22 protein-coding genes are annotated in these 18,935 nt (G+C 62.2%); 4 read left to right on the forward strand and 18 right to left on the reverse strand.

The annotated features are described in order from the left end of the window. Positions 1–213: 213 nt before the first annotated feature. The 12 genes from SSPSH_RS04500 to SSPSH_RS04555 all read right to left on the reverse strand — a co-directional run bounded on the left by SSPSH_RS04500 (position 214) and on the right by SSPSH_RS04555 (position 11,090). Positions 214–1,152, reverse strand: coding sequence for a YncE family protein (locus tag SSPSH_RS04500; RefSeq protein WP_006913825.1), 939 nt, complete (start codon positions 1,150–1,152; stop codon positions 214–216). Next, complete coding sequence (locus SSPSH_RS04505; protein ID WP_006913824.1) at positions 1,152–1,715, reverse strand: SRPBCC family protein; 564 nt, start codon at positions 1,713–1,715, stop codon at positions 1,152–1,154. The genes SSPSH_RS04500 and SSPSH_RS04505 overlap by 1 nt, the downstream gene beginning before the upstream one ends. Beyond that, on the reverse strand, positions 1,712–2,794 hold the full coding sequence (locus SSPSH_RS04510) for a vWA domain-containing protein (protein WP_006913823.1): 1,083 nt from the start codon (positions 2,792–2,794) through the stop codon (positions 1,712–1,714). The genes SSPSH_RS04505 and SSPSH_RS04510 overlap by 4 nt, the downstream gene beginning before the upstream one ends. Then, positions 2,791–3,369 carry a hypothetical protein gene (locus SSPSH_RS17750; protein WP_006913822.1) on the reverse strand — a complete coding sequence of 193 codons (579 nt, stop codon included), beginning with the start codon at positions 3,367–3,369 and terminating at the stop codon, positions 2,791–2,793. Before SSPSH_RS17750 ends, SSPSH_RS04510 begins: the two co-directional genes overlap by 4 nt. Continuing rightward, complete coding sequence (locus tag SSPSH_RS04520; RefSeq protein WP_006913821.1) at positions 3,366–4,352, reverse strand: vWA domain-containing protein; 987 nt, start codon at positions 4,350–4,352, stop codon at positions 3,366–3,368. The genes SSPSH_RS17750 and SSPSH_RS04520 overlap by 4 nt, the downstream gene beginning before the upstream one ends. Then, positions 4,349–5,278 carry a hypothetical protein gene (locus SSPSH_RS04525; protein WP_006913820.1) on the reverse strand — a complete coding sequence of 310 codons (930 nt, stop codon included), beginning with the start codon at positions 5,276–5,278 and terminating at the stop codon, positions 4,349–4,351. Before SSPSH_RS04525 ends, SSPSH_RS04520 begins: the two co-directional genes overlap by 4 nt. After that, a complete protein-coding gene (locus tag SSPSH_RS04530; protein ID WP_006913819.1) occupies positions 5,275–6,159 on the reverse strand; it encodes a DUF58 domain-containing protein in 885 nt (294 codons plus the stop codon). The genes SSPSH_RS04525 and SSPSH_RS04530 overlap by 4 nt, the downstream gene beginning before the upstream one ends. Continuing rightward, on the reverse strand, positions 6,156–7,175 hold the full coding sequence (locus tag SSPSH_RS04535) for an AAA family ATPase (RefSeq protein ID WP_006913818.1): 1,020 nt from the start codon (positions 7,173–7,175) through the stop codon (positions 6,156–6,158). Before SSPSH_RS04535 ends, SSPSH_RS04530 begins: the two co-directional genes overlap by 4 nt. A 101-nt stretch (positions 7,176–7,276) precedes the next feature. Then, positions 7,277–7,606: a methanol dehydrogenase [cytochrome c] subunit gene (locus SSPSH_RS04540; RefSeq protein ID WP_006913817.1), complete on the reverse strand. Its 330-nt coding sequence runs from the start codon at positions 7,604–7,606 to the stop codon at positions 7,277–7,279. A 51-nt stretch (positions 7,607–7,657) separates the two neighbouring features. Next, positions 7,658–8,203, reverse strand: a complete 546-nt coding sequence (gene moxG, locus SSPSH_RS04545) for a cytochrome c(L), periplasmic (RefSeq protein ID WP_021031417.1) — start codon at positions 8,201–8,203, stop codon at positions 7,658–7,660. Continuing rightward, the gene (gene moxJ / locus SSPSH_RS04550) at positions 8,203–9,081 is read right to left on the reverse strand and encodes a methanol oxidation system protein MoxJ (RefSeq protein WP_006913815.1); all 879 of its coding nucleotides are present in this window, start codon (positions 9,079–9,081) and stop codon (positions 8,203–8,205) included. The genes moxG and moxJ overlap by 1 nt, the downstream gene beginning before the upstream one ends. A 77-nt stretch (positions 9,082–9,158) precedes the next feature. Then, positions 9,159–11,090: a methanol/ethanol family PQQ-dependent dehydrogenase gene (locus tag SSPSH_RS04555; RefSeq protein ID WP_021031418.1), complete on the reverse strand. Its 1,932-nt coding sequence runs from the start codon at positions 11,088–11,090 to the stop codon at positions 9,159–9,161. A gap of 411 nt (positions 11,091–11,501) precedes the next feature. Between SSPSH_RS04555 and SSPSH_RS04560 the strand changes: the two genes are divergently transcribed. The 3 genes from SSPSH_RS04560 to SSPSH_RS04570 all read left to right on the forward strand — a co-directional run bounded on the left by SSPSH_RS04560 (position 11,502) and on the right by SSPSH_RS04570 (position 13,532). Further along, entirely contained in the window at positions 11,502–12,197 is a 696-nt protein-coding gene (locus tag SSPSH_RS04560; RefSeq protein WP_006913813.1) for a response regulator, read from the forward strand. A gap of 59 nt (positions 12,198–12,256) precedes the next feature. Next, positions 12,257–12,673: a SufE family protein gene (locus tag SSPSH_RS04565; protein ID WP_006913812.1), complete on the forward strand. Its 417-nt coding sequence runs from the start codon at positions 12,257–12,259 to the stop codon at positions 12,671–12,673. A gap of 88 nt (positions 12,674–12,761) precedes the next feature. Continuing rightward, positions 12,762–13,532: an SDR family NAD(P)-dependent oxidoreductase gene (locus SSPSH_RS04570; RefSeq protein ID WP_006913811.1), complete on the forward strand. Its 771-nt coding sequence runs from the start codon at positions 12,762–12,764 to the stop codon at positions 13,530–13,532. Between the two features lie 4 nt (positions 13,533–13,536). Here SSPSH_RS04570 and SSPSH_RS04575 read toward each other — a convergent pair whose 3' ends face one another. From SSPSH_RS04575 to SSPSH_RS04590, 4 genes are all read right to left on the reverse strand, one after another. Further along, positions 13,537–14,712, reverse strand: coding sequence for an alpha-hydroxy-acid oxidizing protein (locus SSPSH_RS04575; protein WP_006913810.1), 1,176 nt, complete (start codon positions 14,710–14,712; stop codon positions 13,537–13,539). A gap of 134 nt (positions 14,713–14,846) precedes the next feature. Then, the gene (locus SSPSH_RS04580) at positions 14,847–15,545 is read right to left on the reverse strand and encodes a Z-ring associated ZapG family protein (RefSeq protein WP_006913809.1); all 699 of its coding nucleotides are present in this window, start codon (positions 15,543–15,545) and stop codon (positions 14,847–14,849) included. Between the two features lie 238 nt (positions 15,546–15,783). After that, the gene (locus SSPSH_RS04585; RefSeq protein WP_021031419.1) at positions 15,784–16,197 is read right to left on the reverse strand and encodes a CoA-binding protein; all 414 of its coding nucleotides are present in this window, start codon (positions 16,195–16,197) and stop codon (positions 15,784–15,786) included. 9 nt (positions 16,198–16,206) lie between these two features. Further along, the gene (locus SSPSH_RS04590; protein ID WP_006913807.1) at positions 16,207–17,049 is read right to left on the reverse strand and encodes a hypothetical protein; all 843 of its coding nucleotides are present in this window, start codon (positions 17,047–17,049) and stop codon (positions 16,207–16,209) included. A 53-nt stretch (positions 17,050–17,102) separates the two neighbouring features. Here SSPSH_RS04590 and SSPSH_RS04595 point away from each other — a divergent pair, with 53 nt between their 5' ends. Beyond that, complete coding sequence (locus SSPSH_RS04595; RefSeq protein WP_021031420.1) at positions 17,103–17,606, forward strand: hypothetical protein; 504 nt, start codon at positions 17,103–17,105, stop codon at positions 17,604–17,606. A 61-nt stretch (positions 17,607–17,667) separates the two neighbouring features. On the opposite strand, the gene gpmA is transcribed toward SSPSH_RS04595, so the two are convergent. Together gpmA and SSPSH_RS04605 are read right to left on the reverse strand one after the other, a co-directional pair. After that, positions 17,668–18,429, reverse strand: coding sequence for a 2,3-diphosphoglycerate-dependent phosphoglycerate mutase (gpmA, locus tag SSPSH_RS04600; RefSeq protein ID WP_006913805.1), 762 nt, complete (start codon positions 18,427–18,429; stop codon positions 17,668–17,670). Positions 18,430–18,479: 50 nt separating this feature from the next. Further along, positions 18,480–18,890 (reverse strand): 3D domain-containing protein, encoded by a 411-nt coding sequence (locus tag SSPSH_RS04605; RefSeq protein ID WP_021031421.1) that lies wholly within the window; start codon positions 18,888–18,890, stop codon positions 18,480–18,482. Positions 18,891–18,935 lie beyond the last annotated feature (45 nt).

Genomic DNA, 18,935 nt, shown 5'->3' on the forward strand with positions numbered 1-18,935 from the left:
AAATACGCCGGGTACGGATCACGCTGGCCCCCTATGACTCGAATGCGCACGAGGCCTGCTGACCGGCCCGTCTGCGCCTGCAAGCAAACATGCCGGCCAGCCGGCGCCCAATCCTCGCACGCACAACAGTCGACGCAAACGTCTGCCGCGTCGGGCGGCCATGCGCGCAGGCCCGGCACCTGCGCGCATGCACGAGCGCGAGTGCGTGCCGTATCAATGGATGAAGCGGCCAAAGCCGCGTGGTCCCGAGCCGACGTCAAGCACGATCTGCTCGTTCGTGTCGGCCAGATCGACCACCGAGACGGTATCGTCAAACCAGTTCGCGACCACGGCCCGGCCGGTCTGCGAATCGACCGCGACACCATCCGGCTGGCGGCCCACTTCGGCCTCGCCCAGACGCCTGCCCGTGGCCACATCGAAGCGTGCCAGCACGCCCGCTCTCTGCTCGCTGACCAGCAAGCTGCGCCCGTCGTCTGCCAGTGCCAGACCGTAAGGAAAAAGGCCGGTCGCGATACGTGCGGTGGTCGCGCCCGCGGCGATATCGATCACGCTGATATCGTCGCTACGCACGTTAGCTACATAGGCGCGTTTGCCCTGCGGGCCGACGATCAGTGCAAATGGTGCCGTGCCCACATCGACAGTGGCATGTACCGTATTCGTGGCTGTATCGATGATCGACACGCTATCGCTTTCCCGATTGGCGGTGAGCAAATGGCCGCCATCCGGCGTGACCGCGACCCCGGCCGGCGCCGTGCCGACCGCCACGCGGGCGATGCGCTCGCCCTGTGCCGCGTCATAGACATCGACACAATCGGCTGCCCAGTCGGCCACATAGACACGACCGCTGGCCGGCGCAAGGGCCACGCCAAACGGCTCGCCGCCTATCGACCACACATCGACGACCGCGTCGCGGCTGCTGTCGATGACGGTCAACTGGCCGCTTTCCGGGTGCGTCACATAGACGTTATCTGTACCCACGGCCACGCCCACCGGCCCGTCCGCCACCGCGATCCGGGCCGCGATACGGCGTGTTTGCGTATCGATACGCACCACGGTGTTGGCAACCTGCACGGTCATCCAGGCATCGGCGGCCCATAACGGGCCGGGCAGCAACACCCCGGCAGCAAGCACCAGCGCCGCGATCACGCGCATCAGCCGTTACCTTCGACCTGGGCTTTCAGCGCTTGCAGGCCTTGCTTGAAAAAGTCGTGGATGGCTTTTTGGGCGGCCTCGTCGTTCTGATCCTCAGCCGGAAAATTACCGGTATCGCCGCGATAAAAACGCGCCAGCCAAGTCACATCGCTACCGCCGTCAGCCGCGGTGATATCGATGGTGGCGGTATAGAAACTGACCGGGAAAACCGCTGGATCTTCCTTGAGCAGACGATAGCCGAGATAGTGTTCCTCGGGCTTGTATTCATCCATGCTTTCGGTGATCTCGCCGCCGCCGTCGGCGAATACAAGCACGCGCTCGGCGCCGACCTTATCGGCGATTTCGTCATTGCCTTCGCTGGCCTGTACGGCCGAGAGTTGCGGCTGCCAGTCGGCGAAGGCGGATATGTCGCCCACCACTTTCCACACCTCGGCCGGCGCGGCGTCGATATGGATCGTCTCCTGGGCCTTTTGTGGCGTCGGCCCATGCGCCAGGGCCGCGATCGGAAACGCCAGAGCCAATACGACCAACAGGCCATGCAGCAATTGTTTGGATCGAATCATCGGTCATTCCTTCTCTTCGTTTGAGTCAGGGTTCTGAAAAAGCGGGCAGAGCGCGGGCGCCGGCGCAGATCGCCCACCAGCGTGGCCAGCGGTACGCATACCGCCAGTACCAGCGCGGCGACGCCGAACAGCCAGCGGACATCACTCGCGCGGGTCTGGATCTCGGCCCAGTCGGGCGGCGTGATCAATGGGTACAACGCCGAATCGGCGTCGAGATGGACATAGCCGAAATCGGCTTTTTCGGCCATGTCCTGCAGGTGTGTTTCACGCACCGCCGACAAATGTTCGGTGCCGTTCTTGGCCGCTCGCCCCCACGGCGCGTTGCGGGGCACATAGCCTTCGATGGCTTCGGGGTTGGCCGGCTGGCCGAAGTTGGCGGCCTGCGGGACGTCGTCCTCGTCGTAAACGCCTATCCGTTCGCCCTCGGGGCTGTACTTGGGAATCGGCACCGGCGTATAGCCGCCCACACCCACGATCAGGCCATGCAACGGCGCGCTGTCGGCCGGTGGCGCGCCCGGTTCGTCTTTTTTCTTGCCGGGCACCAGCAACGCCGGGTCCGGCTCGTAGCGCGAATTCACCGGCGGCGCTTCATGGCCGTCCGTGAGCATGACCAGGCTGGTGGTGTCGTCGATTCCGGCCTGGCCGCGCAATGCCCGCAGCTTTTCCATGCCGTCCACCAGCGCCCGATTGACGTTGCTGTCGGCCGCCCAGGCCATGCGCCAATCGATCTGGTCGATGCTGGCTTGCAGACTGTTGAAATGGGCACAGACCTCGAGCGGCATCAGGGTGATATTGACCGTGCGCTCGGTAAACAACGCCAACCCGGCCTGCGAGCCACAGGGCAGACGCGCAATCGTTGCGGCCACCGCGGCCTTGGCCTGGGCCAGACGCGTCACCGGCTCGCCTGCTACCCGGTAGTCGGCGACATTCATGCTGCGGGTGATATCGATCACGAACAGCGTGCTGTAGACCCGCTGCTGCAACGGCCAGCGCGGCACCACGAAGGTAGCCGTGGCCAGCGCCAAGGCACACAGCAGCGCCCAGAAGCGCCAATCCGCCAGACACGCCCGCTCGATCACGGCAACCCTCGTGGAAAGCCGGGCATCTGCGACCACACATCCGGCTTGGCCTCGGGGTCAGTCGACGCTTCGCCATCATGCGTCGGCAAGTCACGCACGAGCCGCTGCGCCGCTTCGAAATTGTGTTTTGCCGGCCAGTAGTCCGGCGCGGCGCGTAGCGCATCGCGATAGGCCTGCTTGGCCAACTCGGCCATGGTGCGTGCGCTGTCGATGTCATAACTCTCGGCTGCAGCCACGGAACGCCGCGCATAGAGATTGCCCAGGTTATAGCGGCTACGCGCGGCCAGCCCGTCCGGGTCGCTCCCATCGGCGCCGTAAGTCCGATTCCAGACCGCCCTATATGCGGCGCTTGCCTCGCGATAACGCTGCAACCGCGCCTGGCCGTAGCCCCGAGCAAACAGTACCCGGAGCCCGGTGTCCGGCGTGATCGCAACCTCCTGGTGCGCCAACGCCGCCGTAATGCGGCGTTGATCGCGTGCATGGTCATACCAGATCATCCCCTGCCAGACGGCAACGCCGACAGCGCAGCTCGCCACCGTCAACGCCAGCCATCGCAACTTACGCAGCCGGCTCATACGGCGAGCCTGCGTTCCGCGGCCTTGGCGAATACCCCGACCAGCAGCAATACGGCGGCCGCGCCATACGCCCAGCCACTCAGATCCCAGCGCGGAATACGTTCGCTATAGACCAGCGGCTGGGTTTCCAGACGGTCGATATCGGCAATCGCCTGCGCCAGGGCGGCCGGATTGTCGGCCTCGTATGGCGTATACGGCACCTGCAGTGTCTGGAAGAACTTGTGCAGATAGCGCTCGGGCATCGCCTTGGCGTTGTCGTTACGGGCGTCCTTGGGCTTATCGAAAAGCCCAGGACTGCCGGCAGTGCGCAGAAATATCCAGTACAGCGATGCGTCGTATGTGGCGAACTGGGCACGCAGCCGTTCCGCGCTACGGAAATCGATTTCAGCCGCCCCATCGGAGATGAGCACGATCGCGCGCGATGCGCTGGCGCGCCGCTCGCTGAAATACGACAGCGCCATGAACAGCCCCTCGGCCACATTCGTGAACGCCAACCCCGGCGTGGCCGCGGCTTCGACCGCAGCCCGGGCTGCGACCCGGTCGTCGGACAGCGGCACCACCGCCATCGGCCGGGTACTGAAAGCCACCACGCCGAACAGATCATGCTCGCGTTCATCGATGAACGCGCTCAGCAGACGGCGCGCGGTTTCGCTCTTGGACGCGTCGCCGCCGCGCGGGTTACGCCCGGCAAAGGTCTGATCCATGCTCAGGCTGCGATCGAGCGTGAGCACGATATGCGCACCGCGCGCGACCTTTTCGACGCGCTGTGCGCCGATGAACGGGCGGGCGAGCGCGAACACCAACGCCGCGATCGCCAACGAGGCCAAGGCACGCAGTGCCCAATCCAATAGCACAGACACACGATCGGCCGGCAGCATGGCCAACGATGCCGCCTCGCTGTCGGCCAGCGGCTGGCGCCACCATGGCAGTAGCGCCAACACCAGCGCCAACAGCACGACCGGCATATCGACACCGATATTCATGCGTTGAGCTCACGCTTTCGACAGCGCCGAACCAGGCGTTCGAGACCTGCCAGCAGTTCGCCGTTATCACAATCTGCAGGCTGTGTCGCGGCAAAGAAATAACGGCGCGAAAAATCGAAGAACGTGGCGATGTCGTCGACCAGATCGGCAAAGACCGGGTGCGCAGCGATAAACGCGTCGAGATCGTCGGCGAATACAGCCTGGCCGGCCGTTTCGTCGAAGGCCCTGTGTACCGTGCGCAGGGCTTGGGCCGCGGCCGGCGCACGGCGCTGGCGGCGCAGGCTCAGCCACGCTTTGGCAAACGGCCCGCGTGCACGTGCCGACAGATACCCGGCCGCCCAGGCCCAAATCAGCAGCGCCGATAACGCGATCGTCAGGCCGGCAAAGGTCGCCCACCGCGGCCCGGCCACGGCTGGACGCATGGGCACGGCATCGGCAAGCAACAGGTCATTTTCGGCATCGCCGAACCGGGCATCCGGGTTCAGTTCCAGAATGGGCGACATGGTGAACACGAACGCCGGCACGCTGCGCGTGATGCGTTCACCCCCGGTATTGACGGCCGCCAGATCTAGGCCCGGCAACTCGCGACGCGTGGCCTGCAACGGTGCATAGAACAATTGATAGTCGAGACGCACGCTGACCGCACCGCCAGACGCTTGCGCCGTGCGAATATCCACGGCGGCCAGATCGAGCCAGTACGACTGCTCGCCGCTCCGGGGCAGCGATGCGCGTTCGAGCCGAAACCCAGGCGGCAACTGCAAATGCAGCGCCCGCTGGACACGATCGCCCACGACATGCCCATAAGCGCGCGGCTCGTCGATGGATAGCCCGATCTCGGGCCTTGTTTGAGCAGCGACATCGCCCCAAATCAACAGCGCACAAATCAGCGACAGCACGCCAACGATCGAACGCTGCCGAACGCTCATGCCGTGCGCAGGAAGTAATCGGTAAACGTGCTGGCGACAAAGTGCGGGCCGGCAAAAAGCGGTGGGCGCCCGCTACGGGTAAAACGCCGAGTGAGCTCGGCTCGGCGGCCGGCATAGGCCGCGCGCCATTGTTCGGCCAAGGCCTGACGCATCCATAGCGTACGGCGACGGCCCGTTTCGGGATCGACCAGATGCACCAAGCCACGCCGCGGCAAATCGGCATATTCGCGTGCATCCCATACCACCACCGGCACCACATCGTGGCGCGCCAGATGCGCGAGAATGCGCGCGAGGCGTCCTGTCGGCCAATGAAAATCCGACACCAGAAACACCAGCGCGCGACGCTGCGGCAACCGTTCGGCCAGGGCGGGCTCGTCGTCCACGGTGCCGCCCAGCGGTAACGGATCGGCCAGCCGGCGCAGCAGGTCGTCGACCCCACCGCGGCGAAAACTCGCGGGCAAATAGAACGCATCGCGACGGTTACGATCGTCGCTTGTGCCACGCATGCTGCCCTGGCCTATACCGATAAACCCGAAGGCATCACCGCCGCCATGCGCCGAGCGCGCCACGGCCGCGACACAGTCGCTCAGAAAGCGTTGCTTGTCGGCAAAACGCATCGAGGCGGACAGATCCGCCACCATGATCACGTTGATCGCACTACGCTGGCGATACACTCGCGTATACAGCATGCCAAACGGGTCGCGCACACTGGCGCGCACGTCCAGGCGACGCGGATCCGGATAATCCAGCAACGAGGCATAGCCCGAAAACAGCTGGCCCATGCCGGCACGGCGACTGGTATGCATGCCGGGGCGCATGCCGCGTGCCGGCCAGGACACCCGGTAGATGAACTCTTCTGCGCGCTGGCAGGAATCGCTCACGGCGCAGCCACACGCGCGACGGCGGCCTCGATCAGCCGGCCAATGATTTCGTCGCGACGGATTTCATAGACCGGATTGAAGAAGATGCGATGACCGGTGGTTTCGAGCAAGACGGCCCGAATATCCTCCGGCACGACCATGTCGCGCTCGGCCAGCCAGGCGTTCACCCGCGCAGCGCGAACCATCATGCTCATACCGCGCGGGCTGCCGCCGCCGGCGACCAGCGCCTCGATGTCCACATCGTCGAGCTCGATACCGTGGGCTGCCGGTGCGCGTACCACCTGCCACAGATCAAGCGCATAGTTCTGCAGGGTCTCGCTGACCGTTACCGAATCCTGGAGCGTCTGCGAGAACGCGTTCAGTGCGGTGTAGTCGACCAAGCCCGGTTCGACCTGGTCGATCAGCGTATCGGCATCGTGATAGCGGGTATCGAACATGAGCGACCGCAGTGCGTCACGCTCGGTCGGTGCAGCGATACCGATTTCCATGAAAAAACGATCGCGCGCGGCTGCCGGCAGCTCGAAGGTTTCTTCGCGCTCGATCCGGTTGCGGTCGGCAAACACGAGCAAATGCGGGAAACGGTATTCGCGATTGAAGGCATGCATGGTGCGCTCGGCCATGAGCCGTAGCAGCAGCGAATGCACCTGCGGGCGGGCACGGTTGATCTCGTTGAAAAAGAAGGTCGCCAGCGCCTCACCATGGCGTAGCACCGGCCCCGGCTCGACGCGTGGGCGCCCTTGTTCATCGATGAAGGTGTGATAAGCCATGTCCGACGGCATCAGGTCGACGGTGCCTTCGAGACGTTCGTAGCCACCGCCCAGACCACGTGCCATCGCCCTTAACAACGTGGTCTTGCCTACGCCGACGTCGCCTTCGAGCAATACATGGCCACGTGCGAACACGGCGATGAGCATCAGGTGAACCGCGCGCTGCTGGCCCACCATGACCGAATTGACCTGGTGGGCCAGACGCAGCGCACGCGCACGCCAGTCGGCGAGCTGGTTGTCGTTATCCATCACTAGCGTTCCAATACGCAGCGGCGGCGCCCCGCAACTGTCAGAAAGTCGCCGCACCCGCCGGTCTTGTCGAAGGCTGCGGCTCGGTCATAGACGTCACGCTAGCTCTGCTCGTCTTCGCTCATCGCTTGCTGGAGTTCCAACTCATCCGTGTCGTTGACCCATTCGCCGGTTTTCTTGAAATGCTCGACGCGCATGGCGTTGCGTTTCTCCATGCCCTGAATGGACTCCTGCTGCTTGTTGAGCTCGCTATCGCTGTGCTTCGGGTCGTACTTGCTGCCTTCGATCTTGTCCGGATACCCGGGCTTGGGCTCCCAGCACACACCGGGCTCACTGCAGTTCGTGCCGTCGTAGGCAAGGGCGGCGCCCGCCCCCATTCCGCCGCCGATTGTTACGAGCACCGTGCCGATGATCAGATTGCGTTTACGCATGTTGATATCTCCTTTGTTATCGCCTTGGCTTTTTGTTGTTATGCGCCTTGATCAGCCCGCGTCGTCGCCGGCGTCGGGTTTTGCCTTGCGCTTTTTGAGCAATGCCTTCTTTTCTTCCAACGTCAGCCACTTGGCCTTGGAAGCCTTGCCTTCATAGATGCTGCGGATATAGGCCATCGACTCGAGCATTTCGGTCTTGGTCATCGACATGTAGTGCGGACCCATCTGGGCCCGGGCGCCACCGAAGATGGTGGAAAACAGGCCGGCATCGGTCATGTTGGTTTCGTAGGTCCAATAGTCGTCGACGAGCGACGGGCCGATCTTGCCCTTGCCGTAATGACCATGGCAGCCGGCACAGGCGACCAGAAATTCATCCTTGCCTTTCTGCACGGCCGCTTCGTCGCCGTTGAGCGGGTTCTTGCCGGTCTTTTCGAACTGCTTGACCGCATCCGGGTTTTCGCCCACTTCGGCCTTGGAAAGATCGAGAACCTCGCCGTTGAGCGTGTTACGAAACGTTTCCGCCGCCCCAGCGAGTGTCGCGATCGAGGCCAACACCAGCGCTGCCACAGCAAGATTCCTAGGTTTGCCATACCGCATCAGGACGATTCTCCGTTGGCTCGAGACTCGCTCTGCGCCGAGGCCGCCGCCTTCTGGCCAACTAACGGAAAGCCCTCCTCTTCCAATACCGCTTGAATCTCGTCGCGACGGGCCGTCAAGGCCTTGTCGAGCGCATCGCGAAGCTCTGTGTCGTCGCTGCGCGTTGCCATGGCCTGGGCATAGCTGAACTCCAGCGTTTCGTCGCGGCGCGTGCGTGTATCCGGCACGCTGTTCATGGTCAGCGGTTCATCGCTGGCCTCGACATAACGGGCCGCCTCCGGACCCCAGAGAATGGCGATATCGGCTTCGCCATCGACGACCTCGGAAATCATTTTCTCGGGGTCGTAACGCACGTATTCGTTTCGTCGCGACTTGAAGCCAATTAGCGAATACATGTAGTTGAGGTTGTCGTCCCACTTGTTCATGTCGCGCAGCTTCGGCTCGACCGGGCTGTATGGCGATACCGCAAAGCGCGTCATCTTGGCCAGATCGGGACTGTCCCAATCGGTGACGGTCACGTCCTCATCCGCGGGATAGATGAACACATAGCTCGAGCGGTAATAGGCCTCGGTGGTGGCCACACGTGGGTCGCCCGAATCCACCCCGGTGATCACATCGCACTTGTCTTCCTTGAGATAGTTGGGCACCAGATAGATGCCCGGGTCGTCGGCCCATACGAATTCGGCCTCACGGCCCATTTCATCTGCCACGATCCGGGCAATATGGTTTTCGAAACCACTGCCGTCACTCGCGGAAAAGGGCAATTCGTTCTTGGCCGCACAGATACGCAGCGGCTCGGCCGCGGATACCTGCGCGGACGCTGTGACCACGATGGCGGACGCCGCGGCCAGACTCAGCAACTTGCCTGTAGCTGTCATGCTCGAAAACTCCGATCGATAAGAGATAAAGACGGCGGGCTGTGTAGCCCGCCGCCCCGATAGTCATCGGGCCAGAATCAGTTGCTGGCTTGTCGATCGTTGCCGGCAGAAGCACTCTGGGACTGGTACTCGCCAGTCTGGATGTCCTTCGTATACGGGCTCTCGCCGTCGAGCGAGAAGGCAATGAAGCCGCCGCCCATCTGGGTATGGTTGGCCAGTTCCTTGAACGCGCCCACCGCACCGAGACCGGCCGACGGGTCGTTCAGATCGAAGACCAGGCCCACACCCGGCCAGCCGCCGACGCCGTAGTTGATGCCGACGTACTGAGTGCCGTCATGCATGTAGGTAATCGGGTGCCCGATCACGCCGGACGGCAGCTTGAACTTCCATAGCAGTTCGCCGGTACGCGAGTCGCGCGCCTTGATGAAGCCATCCAGCGTGCCGTAGAACACGAGGTTGCCAGCGGTCGCCGTAGTGCCGCCCCAGACCGCAAAGCGCTCCATGACTTCCCATTTGAAGTCGCCGGTCTTGGCGTCATACGCCTTGACCTGCCCCGAACCGGTGCCTTCTTCGCGATTGCCCTTCGGGCCCGGATAGGTCCACACATTGGCGCCCACGAAGAACTGACCGGCACGGTAGGGCAGCATGTAGGGCTCCCAGTCCATGCACAGGTGGTTCATGCCGATGAAGAACAGCTGCTGATTGGGGTCGTAGGAGTCTACGCCCTGGTTGTGATAGCCCATCGCCGAGGGGCAGATATCCTTCGAGCGATGATCCATACGGGTGCCGTATTCCGGGTCGCGTACCGGCTGGCCGGATTCCATATCGACATGCTTCACCCAGTTGACGGTATCGTCCATCTTGTCGGCACGCACCAGGTCGCCGTTGGTCCGGTCGAGGCTATAGAGAATGCCGTTGCGATCCGGATGGGTCAGCAGCTTGCGCTTCTCGCCGTCGATCTCCTGTTCGGAGAGCATCATCACGTTGACGCCGGCATAGTCCCATTCGTCGTGTGGCGTCTTCTGATAGCCGAACTTCGCTTCGCCGGTTTCCAGATCGCGACCGAAAATGGTCATCGTCCACTTGTTGTCGCCCGGACGCATGGTCTCGTTCCAGGGCGCCGGGTTGCCGGAACCGTAATAGAACAGCTCTTCTTCCGGATCATAGGCGTACCAGCCCCAGTTGGTGCCGCCGCCGATCTTCCAGGCGTCGCCTTCCCAGGTCTTGGTGCCGAGGCCCTCCTGACCATATTGGGGATTATTGATGTTGAAATCGTCGGCAAGCAGCAGATCCTCGTCCGGGCCGGTGGCATAGGCACGCCACTCCTGTTCGCCGGTTTTGACGTTAAAAGCTGTGACCACGCCGCGAACACCGAGCTCCGCGCCGGAGGAACCGACGATCACCTTGTCCTTGACCACATACGGCGACTGGGTGAGCGTCTGGCCGACCGACGGGTCCATGACTTCCAGCTTCCAATACTGCTCGCCGGTCTCGGCGTTGAGGGCCAGCAGATGGCCGTCGAGCAGCGTTTCGATCACCAGCGGCGGCGTATCGCCGTCGCCCGGATAGTAGGCCAACCCGCGGTTGACCACGTCACAGCAGGCCACCGAGCGTGCGGCCGGATCCTGCTTGGGCTTGTACTGCCATACGATCCGGTTGGGGTCGTCCAGGTCAAGCGCGAACACGTTGTTCGGATACGGCCCGTTGATGTACATCATGCCGTCGACAACGATCGGCGCGCCTTCATGGCCGTTGAGCACACCGGTGGAAAACGACCAGGCCGGCGTCAGATTCTGAACGTTCTCTGCGTTGACCTGGGTGGATTCGCTGAAATGGTTGCAGTCGTAGTTCTTACACTGCATGACCCAGTTTTCTTCGCTCTGGGACAGTTCGTTTAGCTTGTCGCCTTGGCTTTGCTGTGCTGTCGCGGGTACCGCCGCCAGACAGACTGAAACCGTAGCCAGAGCAAAACAACCCTGACGTATCGACGTACGCCTTGCTCGTGCCATGTGCTGATCTCCTCTTTGCGCTTATTGTTTTGTTTTGTTTTTTTCATCTCGCGATGACCGCGACGACGCTCTAATAGGTATAGAGCAACACCCGATTCGCCGATACGGCCGAAAACCACCGATCTACTTGAGTCGTTTCCCATTTCTCGCGTCTTTATTTCTTGCACGATTGGGACATATTCCCGACTGGAGCCGGCACGCAAAGGCTGCGGAGGCAATACGGCAGCCGACGCAGGCCGATATCGGGCGAGGATAAATCCGACGCACGGGTTTACCGCCCGGACAGCACCGCAACATCGGGATCGCGCAGCGACTTCATTACGGGAGAAAGTCCCGGCGACCTATTGGCTAGCATTGTGGCCAACAGACGTAGCCGCGACGGCTACCCTCACTGCAACCCGAAGTTCGCCTATGAATACATCGATACTGCTGGTGGACGACCACGAAATCGTGCGGCGTGGGTGCCGCGAACTGCTCGCGCACGGCGACTACCACGTAACCCATGAAGCCGCGTCCGGCGAAAAGGCATGGCGGCTGTTCCTGTCCGAGTCCCCGCGCGTGATCGTGCTGGATCTGTCGATGGACAATATGGGTGGTCTCGAAATCGTCCGACGCGTACACGCCCACGACACGCGTACCGCGGTGCTGGTGTTCACCATGCACGATGATCCAACCTATGCCACGCGTGCGCTCAAGGCCGGCGCCATGGGCTATATCACCAAGACCAGCCCGCCGGAGAGCCTGCTGGAAGGCATCGAGAAAGTACTCAAGGGCTCGATCTATCTCAGCCAGGACATCGCCCAGGCGATCGCGTTGAGCGAGCTGTCGATACACGACAACCCCGTCAAGGCGCTTTCGGCACGCGAGTTCGAGGTATTCCAGCTTCTTGTCGACGGCCACAGCAATCCGCAGATTGCGCAGACCTTGTCGTTAAGCCATAAGTCGGTATCGAACTACGTGCTTCGCATAAAGCACAAGCTGGCGGCCGACAGCATTGCCGACCTCGTGCGACTGGCCATCAATCAGGGGCTGACCAAGCATAACGTGGTGCCCGACCGACGCCCGAGCCGGTCGCGTTCCGGGCGCCACCCTTCATCCATGGCTTGACTGAACGCCGTGCAGACCCAACCTTGGGAATAACACTCATACCGGCGCGCCCCAAGGCCATGGATACACAGATCGAGCAACTCAAGGCCACGTTCGAGATGCTGCCCGACTGGGAGGAACGCTATCGCTTCATCATCGATCTGGGTCGCAAGCTCGAGCCGCTAGACGACGAAGAGCGCAACGAGGCCACCCGTGTGCGCGGCTGCATGAGCCAGGTATGGCTCGTGGCCGACGAAAGCGAGGACGACCGGCTGCATTTTCGCGGCGACTCGGATGCGCATATCGTGCGCGGCCTGATCGGCGTTCTGTTGATGATCTATTCCGACAAGACGCCGCGCGAGATCGCCGAGATCGATATCAACCAGATATTCACCGATCTCAATCTCGAACAGCACATCACCATGAACCGGCGCAACGGCCTTTATTCGATGGTAGAAACCATCCAGCGTACCGCCAATCGGCAGCTCGATTCCTAATCTTCGCTACGATCGGCTATGCTGCGGCGTCGATTCACGCCGCGCCTTGTTCTAGGCTTTCATGCGCGGCCTGCGCAGGAAATAGGCCATGTCCAAGAATCGCCCCGTCGCTCTGATTACCGGCTCGTCTTCCGGCATTGGTGCGGCCACCGCCCGCCTGCTCGCCGAACGCGGCTACAACGTGGTCATCAACTATTCACGCAGCGCGGATGCCGCCGAACAGGTCGCCAAAGAATGCGAAGCGCTGGGCGCCGACACGATCGTGCAGCAGGCCAATGTCGCCGAAGATGCAGACTGTCGTGCGCTGGCCCAGAGCGCGCTCGATCGCTGGGGCCGTATCGATGCGCTGGTCAACAATGCTGGCACGACACGTTTTTGCGCGCACGAAAATCTCGAAGGCCTGAGCGCCGAAGATTTCCATACACTCTACGGCGTCAATACCATCGGCGCGTTTCAAATGGTGCGCGCGGTGACACCTACGATGCAGCAATCCGGCCAGGGCAGCATCGTAAATGTCGCATCCATTGCCGGCGTAATGGGCTTCGGCAGCTCGATCGCCTATGCCGCTTCCAAGGGCGCGCTGATCACGATGACCAAATCGCTGGCCCGCGCGCTTGGCCCGGCCATTCGCGTGAATGCGGTATGTCCCGGTTTCGTGCGCGGCAGCTGGCTCGCCGAAGGCCTGGGTGAAAAGCGCTATAACGCGATGATCGCGCGCTTGGAAGCCAATACGCCGCTCGCGCGCGTGTGTACACCGGAAGATGTCGCTGAATCGATCGCCTATTTCACAACAGGCGCCGGCATCACAACCGGGGAAACACTACTGCTGGACGGCGGCACCCATCTTGGCCGAATGTAAGCGCCTAATAACGCGTTGACGCCAATGCAGCGCGTGTAAGCCTGTCGATACGGTCATGACCGGTCAGCGCCAGGGTGAGATCAATATCGGCGAGCAGACGGCGTAGTACCTCGGCCACGCCTTGTTCGCCGGCACAGGCCAGCCCCCAAGCGAATGGCCGCCCGACGAGCACTGCATCCGCGCCGAGGGCAACGGCCTTGAGCACGTCCGCGCCGCGCCGAATGCCGCTATCGAAGAGCACGCTCATATGGTCGCCCACGGCATCGACCACGCCAGCCAACGCGTCGATGGCGGCAATACTGCCGTCGACCTGACGCCCGCCGTGATTCGATACGATCACACCGTCCATGCCGGCCCGCCGCGCGGCCAGCGCGTCTTCGGGGTGCAACACGCCCTTGAGAATGAGCGGCAGGTTGGTGGCGGCACGCAGTTTGGCCAGATCCGACCAGCTGCGTTCGGGCGAGGCATAGACCTGGGACCAGTGCTTGACGGTGGCCACCACGTCTTCATCCGGCGCTTTGTCGAGCCCGGCACAGAACACCGGATCGCTGGTGTAGTTGGCCAACCCCTTGCCCTGTAAAAACGGCAGGTAAGCGCCTTCGAGATCGCGCTCACGCCAGGCTAGCATCTTGGTATCCAGCGTGATGACAATCGCTTCGTAACCGGCCTTCTCGGCGCGTTGTACGAGGCTGGTCGCCAGCTCGTCGTCGTTGGGCCAGTACAGCTGATACCAGCCGGTGGTATCACCCAGTTCGCTCTTGACCTGCTCCATCGGATACGACGACACCGTGGACAGAGTCATCGGCACACCGACGTCGGCCGCGGCGCGCGCGACCGCAAGCTCGGCATCCGGGTGCAGTATTTCCTGTACGCCCAGCGGCGCGAGCATCAGCGGGGTTGCGTGCTTCTTGCCGAGAACCGTCGTACTCAGATCCCGTTCGCTGACGTCGGTAAGCATGCGCGGAAACAGCGGGTAACGATCAAAGCTGTGGCGGTTGGCCGCCATCGACGCCTCGCCTGCGCCGCCGGCCACATACCAGTACGCCGCCGGGTCGAGCACTTCGCGCGCCCGCGCTTCCAGATCTTCATAACGCAACGGCAAGATGGGCAATTCGCCCTTGAGCCCGGCGCTGTAAATACCGAACTGATGATTGCCGTAAGGGGTGTTCGTCCGATCCACCGGCGTGCTCCTCGATCATTGTTTTATTTCGTATGCACCGGCCGTTCCATACAAAAACAGCCGGCACAAGGCCGGCTGAATCAGAACAGCATTTCGTTTTTCACGCAAGCGCGCAGCGCGCCTGCGTGAGGCAGCTATTCGAGGCCGTAGCGCTTGCCGTCCTTTCCTTTCTGTTCCTTATTCCAGGGTCGGTCGTTGGAGGAATCACTGTTCATCACGGTAGCGCGATTGGGCGCGTCCTTAGCCTCGGCTTTTGCGGCTTCACCAGCTTTATCATCAGCCTTTACCTGGGTACCGGCGGCCCCAGCTTTATCGCTGGTTTTGGCCTGAGTGCCAGCGGCTTCAGCCGTCTTTGCCGGCTCCGACGGTTGCGTGTCGGCCGGGGTGGCGCGCTGACCCGTACTCTCGGCCGCCGCAGCCGCCGGCTTCGCTTCGGCCGTGCTTTTGGCGCTTTTATCGCCACCCTGCTTGGATTGCGCTGCCTGCGTATTTGTCGACGACTTGTCGACCGAGGTGTCGCGCGTAATCGCTTCCGGGGCGGGCGGCGGGGTCACGAGCTTCTCGGGATGCATCTCCGCGAGTTTTTCGGCGCCATCCGCCATGTGCTGATACATATCGCGATAGTCATCGACCATGCGGGACATGATCGCCGACGTCTGCTCGAAGTGCTCACGCACGTCGTTCTTGTAGCTGTCGTGCTTTTCCGTGGCCTCCTTCATGGCGACGGATTTCTTGCCACCGAAACGGCTACCGAGGAAGTAACCAACGATGAGCGCAACGACGGCGCACACGACAACGATCAGAATGAATGCGATAGGGCTCAGATTGGCCATGAAGCGGTTTCTCCCGGTGCAAAGCGTAAATCGTACTTGCGCCCATACTGTGTCGTCGCGCCGCTAACGGCAAGTCATCGCCATGCAACCTTGGTCGGGGTTCAGCGGTGGACACAACATGACTTTCCATAGCGGGACCCGTTAAATGCGGGCGCGTCGCAGGCAGGACGCAAGCCCACCGCTGCACGCCGATTGAGCGCCAGCGATGGGCCTGTTTCAGTCGGGGCGTTGCGGCATATCAGCCCAACAGGCGGCGGTATTCCTTGAGCATGCAGCGGTCCATGACCACCTCGATGCCGGCGTCCACGGCCTTCTGCGCGGCTTCGTGGTGAATCACGCCTTCCTGGAGCCAGAGCGTGCGCACCCCACGTTCGATGCAGGCATCCACGATCTGGGGCACATGCTCAGACGCGCGAAACACATCGACCACGTCGACCATGCCGGTCACGTGCCTCAAGTCCGGAAATGCATTCTCGCCAAGTACCTTGTCTTCGTTCGGATTGACCGGAACGATATCGAAGCCTTCGCTCTGCAATGCCTCGGCAACACCATACGACGCTCGATCGGGATTGGAGGACAGGCCAATCACAGCCACGCGCCGCGTCTGCGTCAGGATCTCTCGGATACGGCTATCTTCAGTGATTATCGACATCGGGTTGAACTAGGAAGCGGAATTGAAGTTGTCGGTCACCCGATCGCTGGCCGCGGCCAACGTATCGATGATCGCTTTCTTGAGCGCCTGGTTGGTCCAGATCAGTTCAGGCTGGCCCTGGAGTGCCGCGTATTCACTCAGCGTGCTGTCCTCGACATTGCGATAGACGAACAACAGCATCAGCGGCACGCGCTGCTCCAGTTTGGCCGAAATATTGGTGCGCGTTTCTGCCACCATCTGTTCGACACGGCTGTTCTCGACCTGGTACTCGGCGGCCGAGGCCGCGTTGCGCGCACGAATCATGGCTTCGAGCAGGGTGACGTTGAACTCGGTCTGCAACTGGACCACCTGCATGTTCTCGGCCAGCAGATCGATCTGCCGCAACCGCTGTTTGCGGTCGTCGGTCGCGGGCTGATCGACGAACGCCTTGAAGTTGTCAGCGAAGTTCGGATCACCCGTGGCCGATTCCAAACCGATCATGCGTGTAGCCAGCGGTGTGTGCAGGGCATCGGCCGCTACCGTCAGCGACCGCTGCTGGTCGTCTTCGGCCGCTGCGTCCCGCAGACGGTCGAGCACATCCTGCTGCAGCGTTTGCGGATCGTAGGCTTCGTAGACCGCGTCGCGTAGCGCGCTGCGCGTCGCGGTGTCCACGTCCTCGGGCAGATTCTGATTGAGCGACTGGGTCACGGCCGGCGCGGCCTGCGCAAGCAGGTCCGGCACGTCATACGCAGCCATGACACGGTCGGCGGCGCTTTCCTGCGCGGCTCTGTCGGCCGGGCCGGTCGCACAACCGGCCAACACGGCAGCAGTCATCAATACGCCAATAAGATAGGATTTCGCTTGCGGTTTCACGTTTCACCTGTGCATTGAGCAATTTGCATACTGTACGCCAAAGCCCCGACCCCGTGCCCGTAACGCAAGGCGTGCTCGCTGTCGAAGCGCTGGGTTTCGACACTCTTGGCTCGTTTTTCGCCCGCCTGGGTCTGACCCTTGCGCGTGTAAATCCCGGCCAAAGTATCCCCGGCAGCTTCTGGGGCGACGAGGAAGCCGGCCTGATCGGCGACACGATCTACGTGCGCGACGACACGCCGGTCCACTCGGCCATGCATGAGGCCGGCCACTATGTGTGTATGGACCAGACGCGACGCGACGGCCTGCATACCAACGCCGGCGGCACCTACGACGAGGAAAACGCGGTTTGCTATTGGCAGATCCTTGCCAGCGCGCATCTCGACGGTATGGACCACGAGCGCATGTGTGCCGATATGGATCGCTGGGGCTATACGTTTCGTCTGGGCAGCGCCGCCGCTTGGTTTGCGCAAGACGCCGAAGACGCGCACGCCTGGCTCGTATCCGCCGGCCTGATCGATGCCGAGAGCGGCGCGCTCATTATTGGCGTACGCCACTGAGCGCGCGTAAGAAGCTCTGATCTATCCATACAAAGCGCCGGCGTAACCGGAGGCGAATAGATCAGAGGTTCCCCAACTTCGACTTCGCCTGATCAGCCACCGCTTTCGCGGCCGCCTCGGCCGCGTCGGCGTCGCCGAGGTAACGCGACTCGATGACGTTGAGTTCGCCGTCGAGCGTGTACAGCTGCGGAATACCGGTCGGGATGTTCACGCCGGTGATCACATCGTCGGCGATGCCGTCGAGATACTTCACCAGCGCGCGCAGGCTGTTGCCGTGCGCCGTGACCAGTACCGTTTCGCCCGCCTTCAGGCGCGGCGCGATCGCGTCGTGCCAGTACGGGAGCACCCGCTCAAGCGTGAGCGCGAGCGATTCGGTGCCGGGCAGTACGCGTGCGTCCAGATGCCGATAGCGCACGTCGTTGCGCGGATGGCCCGGATCGTCAGCGGCCATTTCCGGCGGCGGAATATCGTAGCTGCGGCGCCAGATATGCACCTGCTCCTCGCCGTGCTTGGCCGCGGTTTCGGCCTTGTCGAGGCCTTGCAGACCGCCGTAGTGGCGTTCATTCAAGCGCCAGTGGCGGACCACATCGACCCACGGCTGCTCCAGCTCTTCGAGCGCAAGCCACATCGTCTTGATCGCGCGCTGAAGCATCGACGTGAACACGATATCGAACCGAATACCTTCTTCGGCGAGCAGTCGACCGGCGGCACGCGCCTCGGCCCGGCCTTGGTCAGTGAGATCAACGTCGACCCAGCCGGTGAATCGATTTTCGAGGTTCCACTGGCTCTGGCCGTGGCGTAGCAGTACGAGCTTGCCGGGCATCGTTTCTCCTTGTTCTGGTCGGCCGGCGCCCAACCGACGCCGGGGAACGATCAGCTGCCCGGTTCGGCCCAGCTGATCCGAAGATCGTGTTGTATCCCGAATTCACGGGCGGCGTCGATATCCTTGCCCATATAGATATCGATCTTGTTGCTCCAACGGCTGTTCATTTTGTCGCGTACAACATAGACGCCGGGCATGCCTTCGATCTTAACGCGAGCGCCATGAGTCAGCCCTTGCCGGATCAAATCACGAGAGACAGCAATGGCGCGCATCCCTGGGCGCAGTTCATCGCCCCATGCAGCGATCGACGGCTTCTTGGCCGTTGTCTGCCAAGGCACGGAATTATACGCTGTAGCCGACACGCTCAGCTCTTTCCATTCGACCGATTCGGCCGCGGCTGTAGAGAGTGACGCGCACAACAGTACGAGCACGCTTATCGTTGTTATGACAAAACGACGCATGAAAACGTAGGCGACTAAATTAAGCCGCGCAGGATACACTGCCTA

The organism is Salinisphaera shabanensis E1L3A (assembly GCF_000215955.2).
GTDB lineage: Bacteria > Pseudomonadota > Gammaproteobacteria > Nevskiales > Salinisphaeraceae > Salinisphaera > Salinisphaera shabanensis.

Bases quoted from the DNA above. Each gene is read 5' to 3' on its own strand.
- SSPSH_RS04500 (WP_006913825.1), bottom strand. From the start codon at position 1,152: ATGCGCGTGATCGCGGCGCTGGTGCTTGCTGCCGGGGTGTTGCTGCCC.
- SSPSH_RS04505 (WP_006913824.1), bottom strand. From the start codon at position 1,715: ATGATTCGATCCAAACAATTGCTGCATGGCCTGTTGGTCGTATTGGCT.
- SSPSH_RS17750 (WP_006913822.1), bottom strand. From the start codon at position 3,369: ATGAGCCGGCTGCGTAAGTTGCGATGGCTGGCGTTGACGGTGGCGAGC.
- SSPSH_RS04520 (WP_006913821.1), bottom strand. From the start codon at position 4,352: ATGAATATCGGTGTCGATATGCCGGTCGTGCTGTTGGCGCTGGTGTTG.
- SSPSH_RS04525 (WP_006913820.1), bottom strand. From the start codon at position 5,278: ATGAGCGTTCGGCAGCGTTCGATCGTTGGCGTGCTGTCGCTGATTTGT.
- SSPSH_RS04535 (WP_006913818.1), bottom strand. From the start codon at position 7,175: ATGGATAACGACAACCAGCTCGCCGACTGGCGTGCGCGTGCGCTGCGT.
- SSPSH_RS04540 (WP_006913817.1), bottom strand. From the start codon at position 7,606: ATGCGTAAACGCAATCTGATCATCGGCACGGTGCTCGTAACAATCGGC.
- moxG (WP_021031417.1), bottom strand. From the start codon at position 8,203: ATGCGGTATGGCAAACCTAGGAATCTTGCTGTGGCAGCGCTGGTGTTG.
- moxJ (WP_006913815.1), bottom strand. From the start codon at position 9,081: ATGACAGCTACAGGCAAGTTGCTGAGTCTGGCCGCGGCGTCCGCCATC.
- SSPSH_RS04555 (WP_021031418.1), bottom strand. From the start codon at position 11,090: ATGGCACGAGCAAGGCGTACGTCGATACGTCAGGGTTGTTTTGCTCTG.
- SSPSH_RS04560 (WP_006913813.1), top strand. From the start codon at position 11,502: ATGAATACATCGATACTGCTGGTGGACGACCACGAAATCGTGCGGCGT.
- SSPSH_RS04565 (WP_006913812.1), top strand. From the start codon at position 12,257: ATGGATACACAGATCGAGCAACTCAAGGCCACGTTCGAGATGCTGCCC.
- SSPSH_RS04570 (WP_006913811.1), top strand. From the start codon at position 12,762: ATGTCCAAGAATCGCCCCGTCGCTCTGATTACCGGCTCGTCTTCCGGC.
- SSPSH_RS04580 (WP_006913809.1), bottom strand. From the start codon at position 15,545: ATGGCCAATCTGAGCCCTATCGCATTCATTCTGATCGTTGTCGTGTGC.
- SSPSH_RS04585 (WP_021031419.1), bottom strand. From the start codon at position 16,197: ATGTCGATAATCACTGAAGATAGCCGTATCCGAGAGATCCTGACGCAG.
- gpmA (WP_006913805.1), bottom strand. From the start codon at position 18,429: ATGCCCGGCAAGCTCGTACTGCTACGCCACGGCCAGAGCCAGTGGAAC.
- SSPSH_RS04605 (WP_021031421.1), bottom strand. From the start codon at position 18,890: ATGCGTCGTTTTGTCATAACAACGATAAGCGTGCTCGTACTGTTGTGC.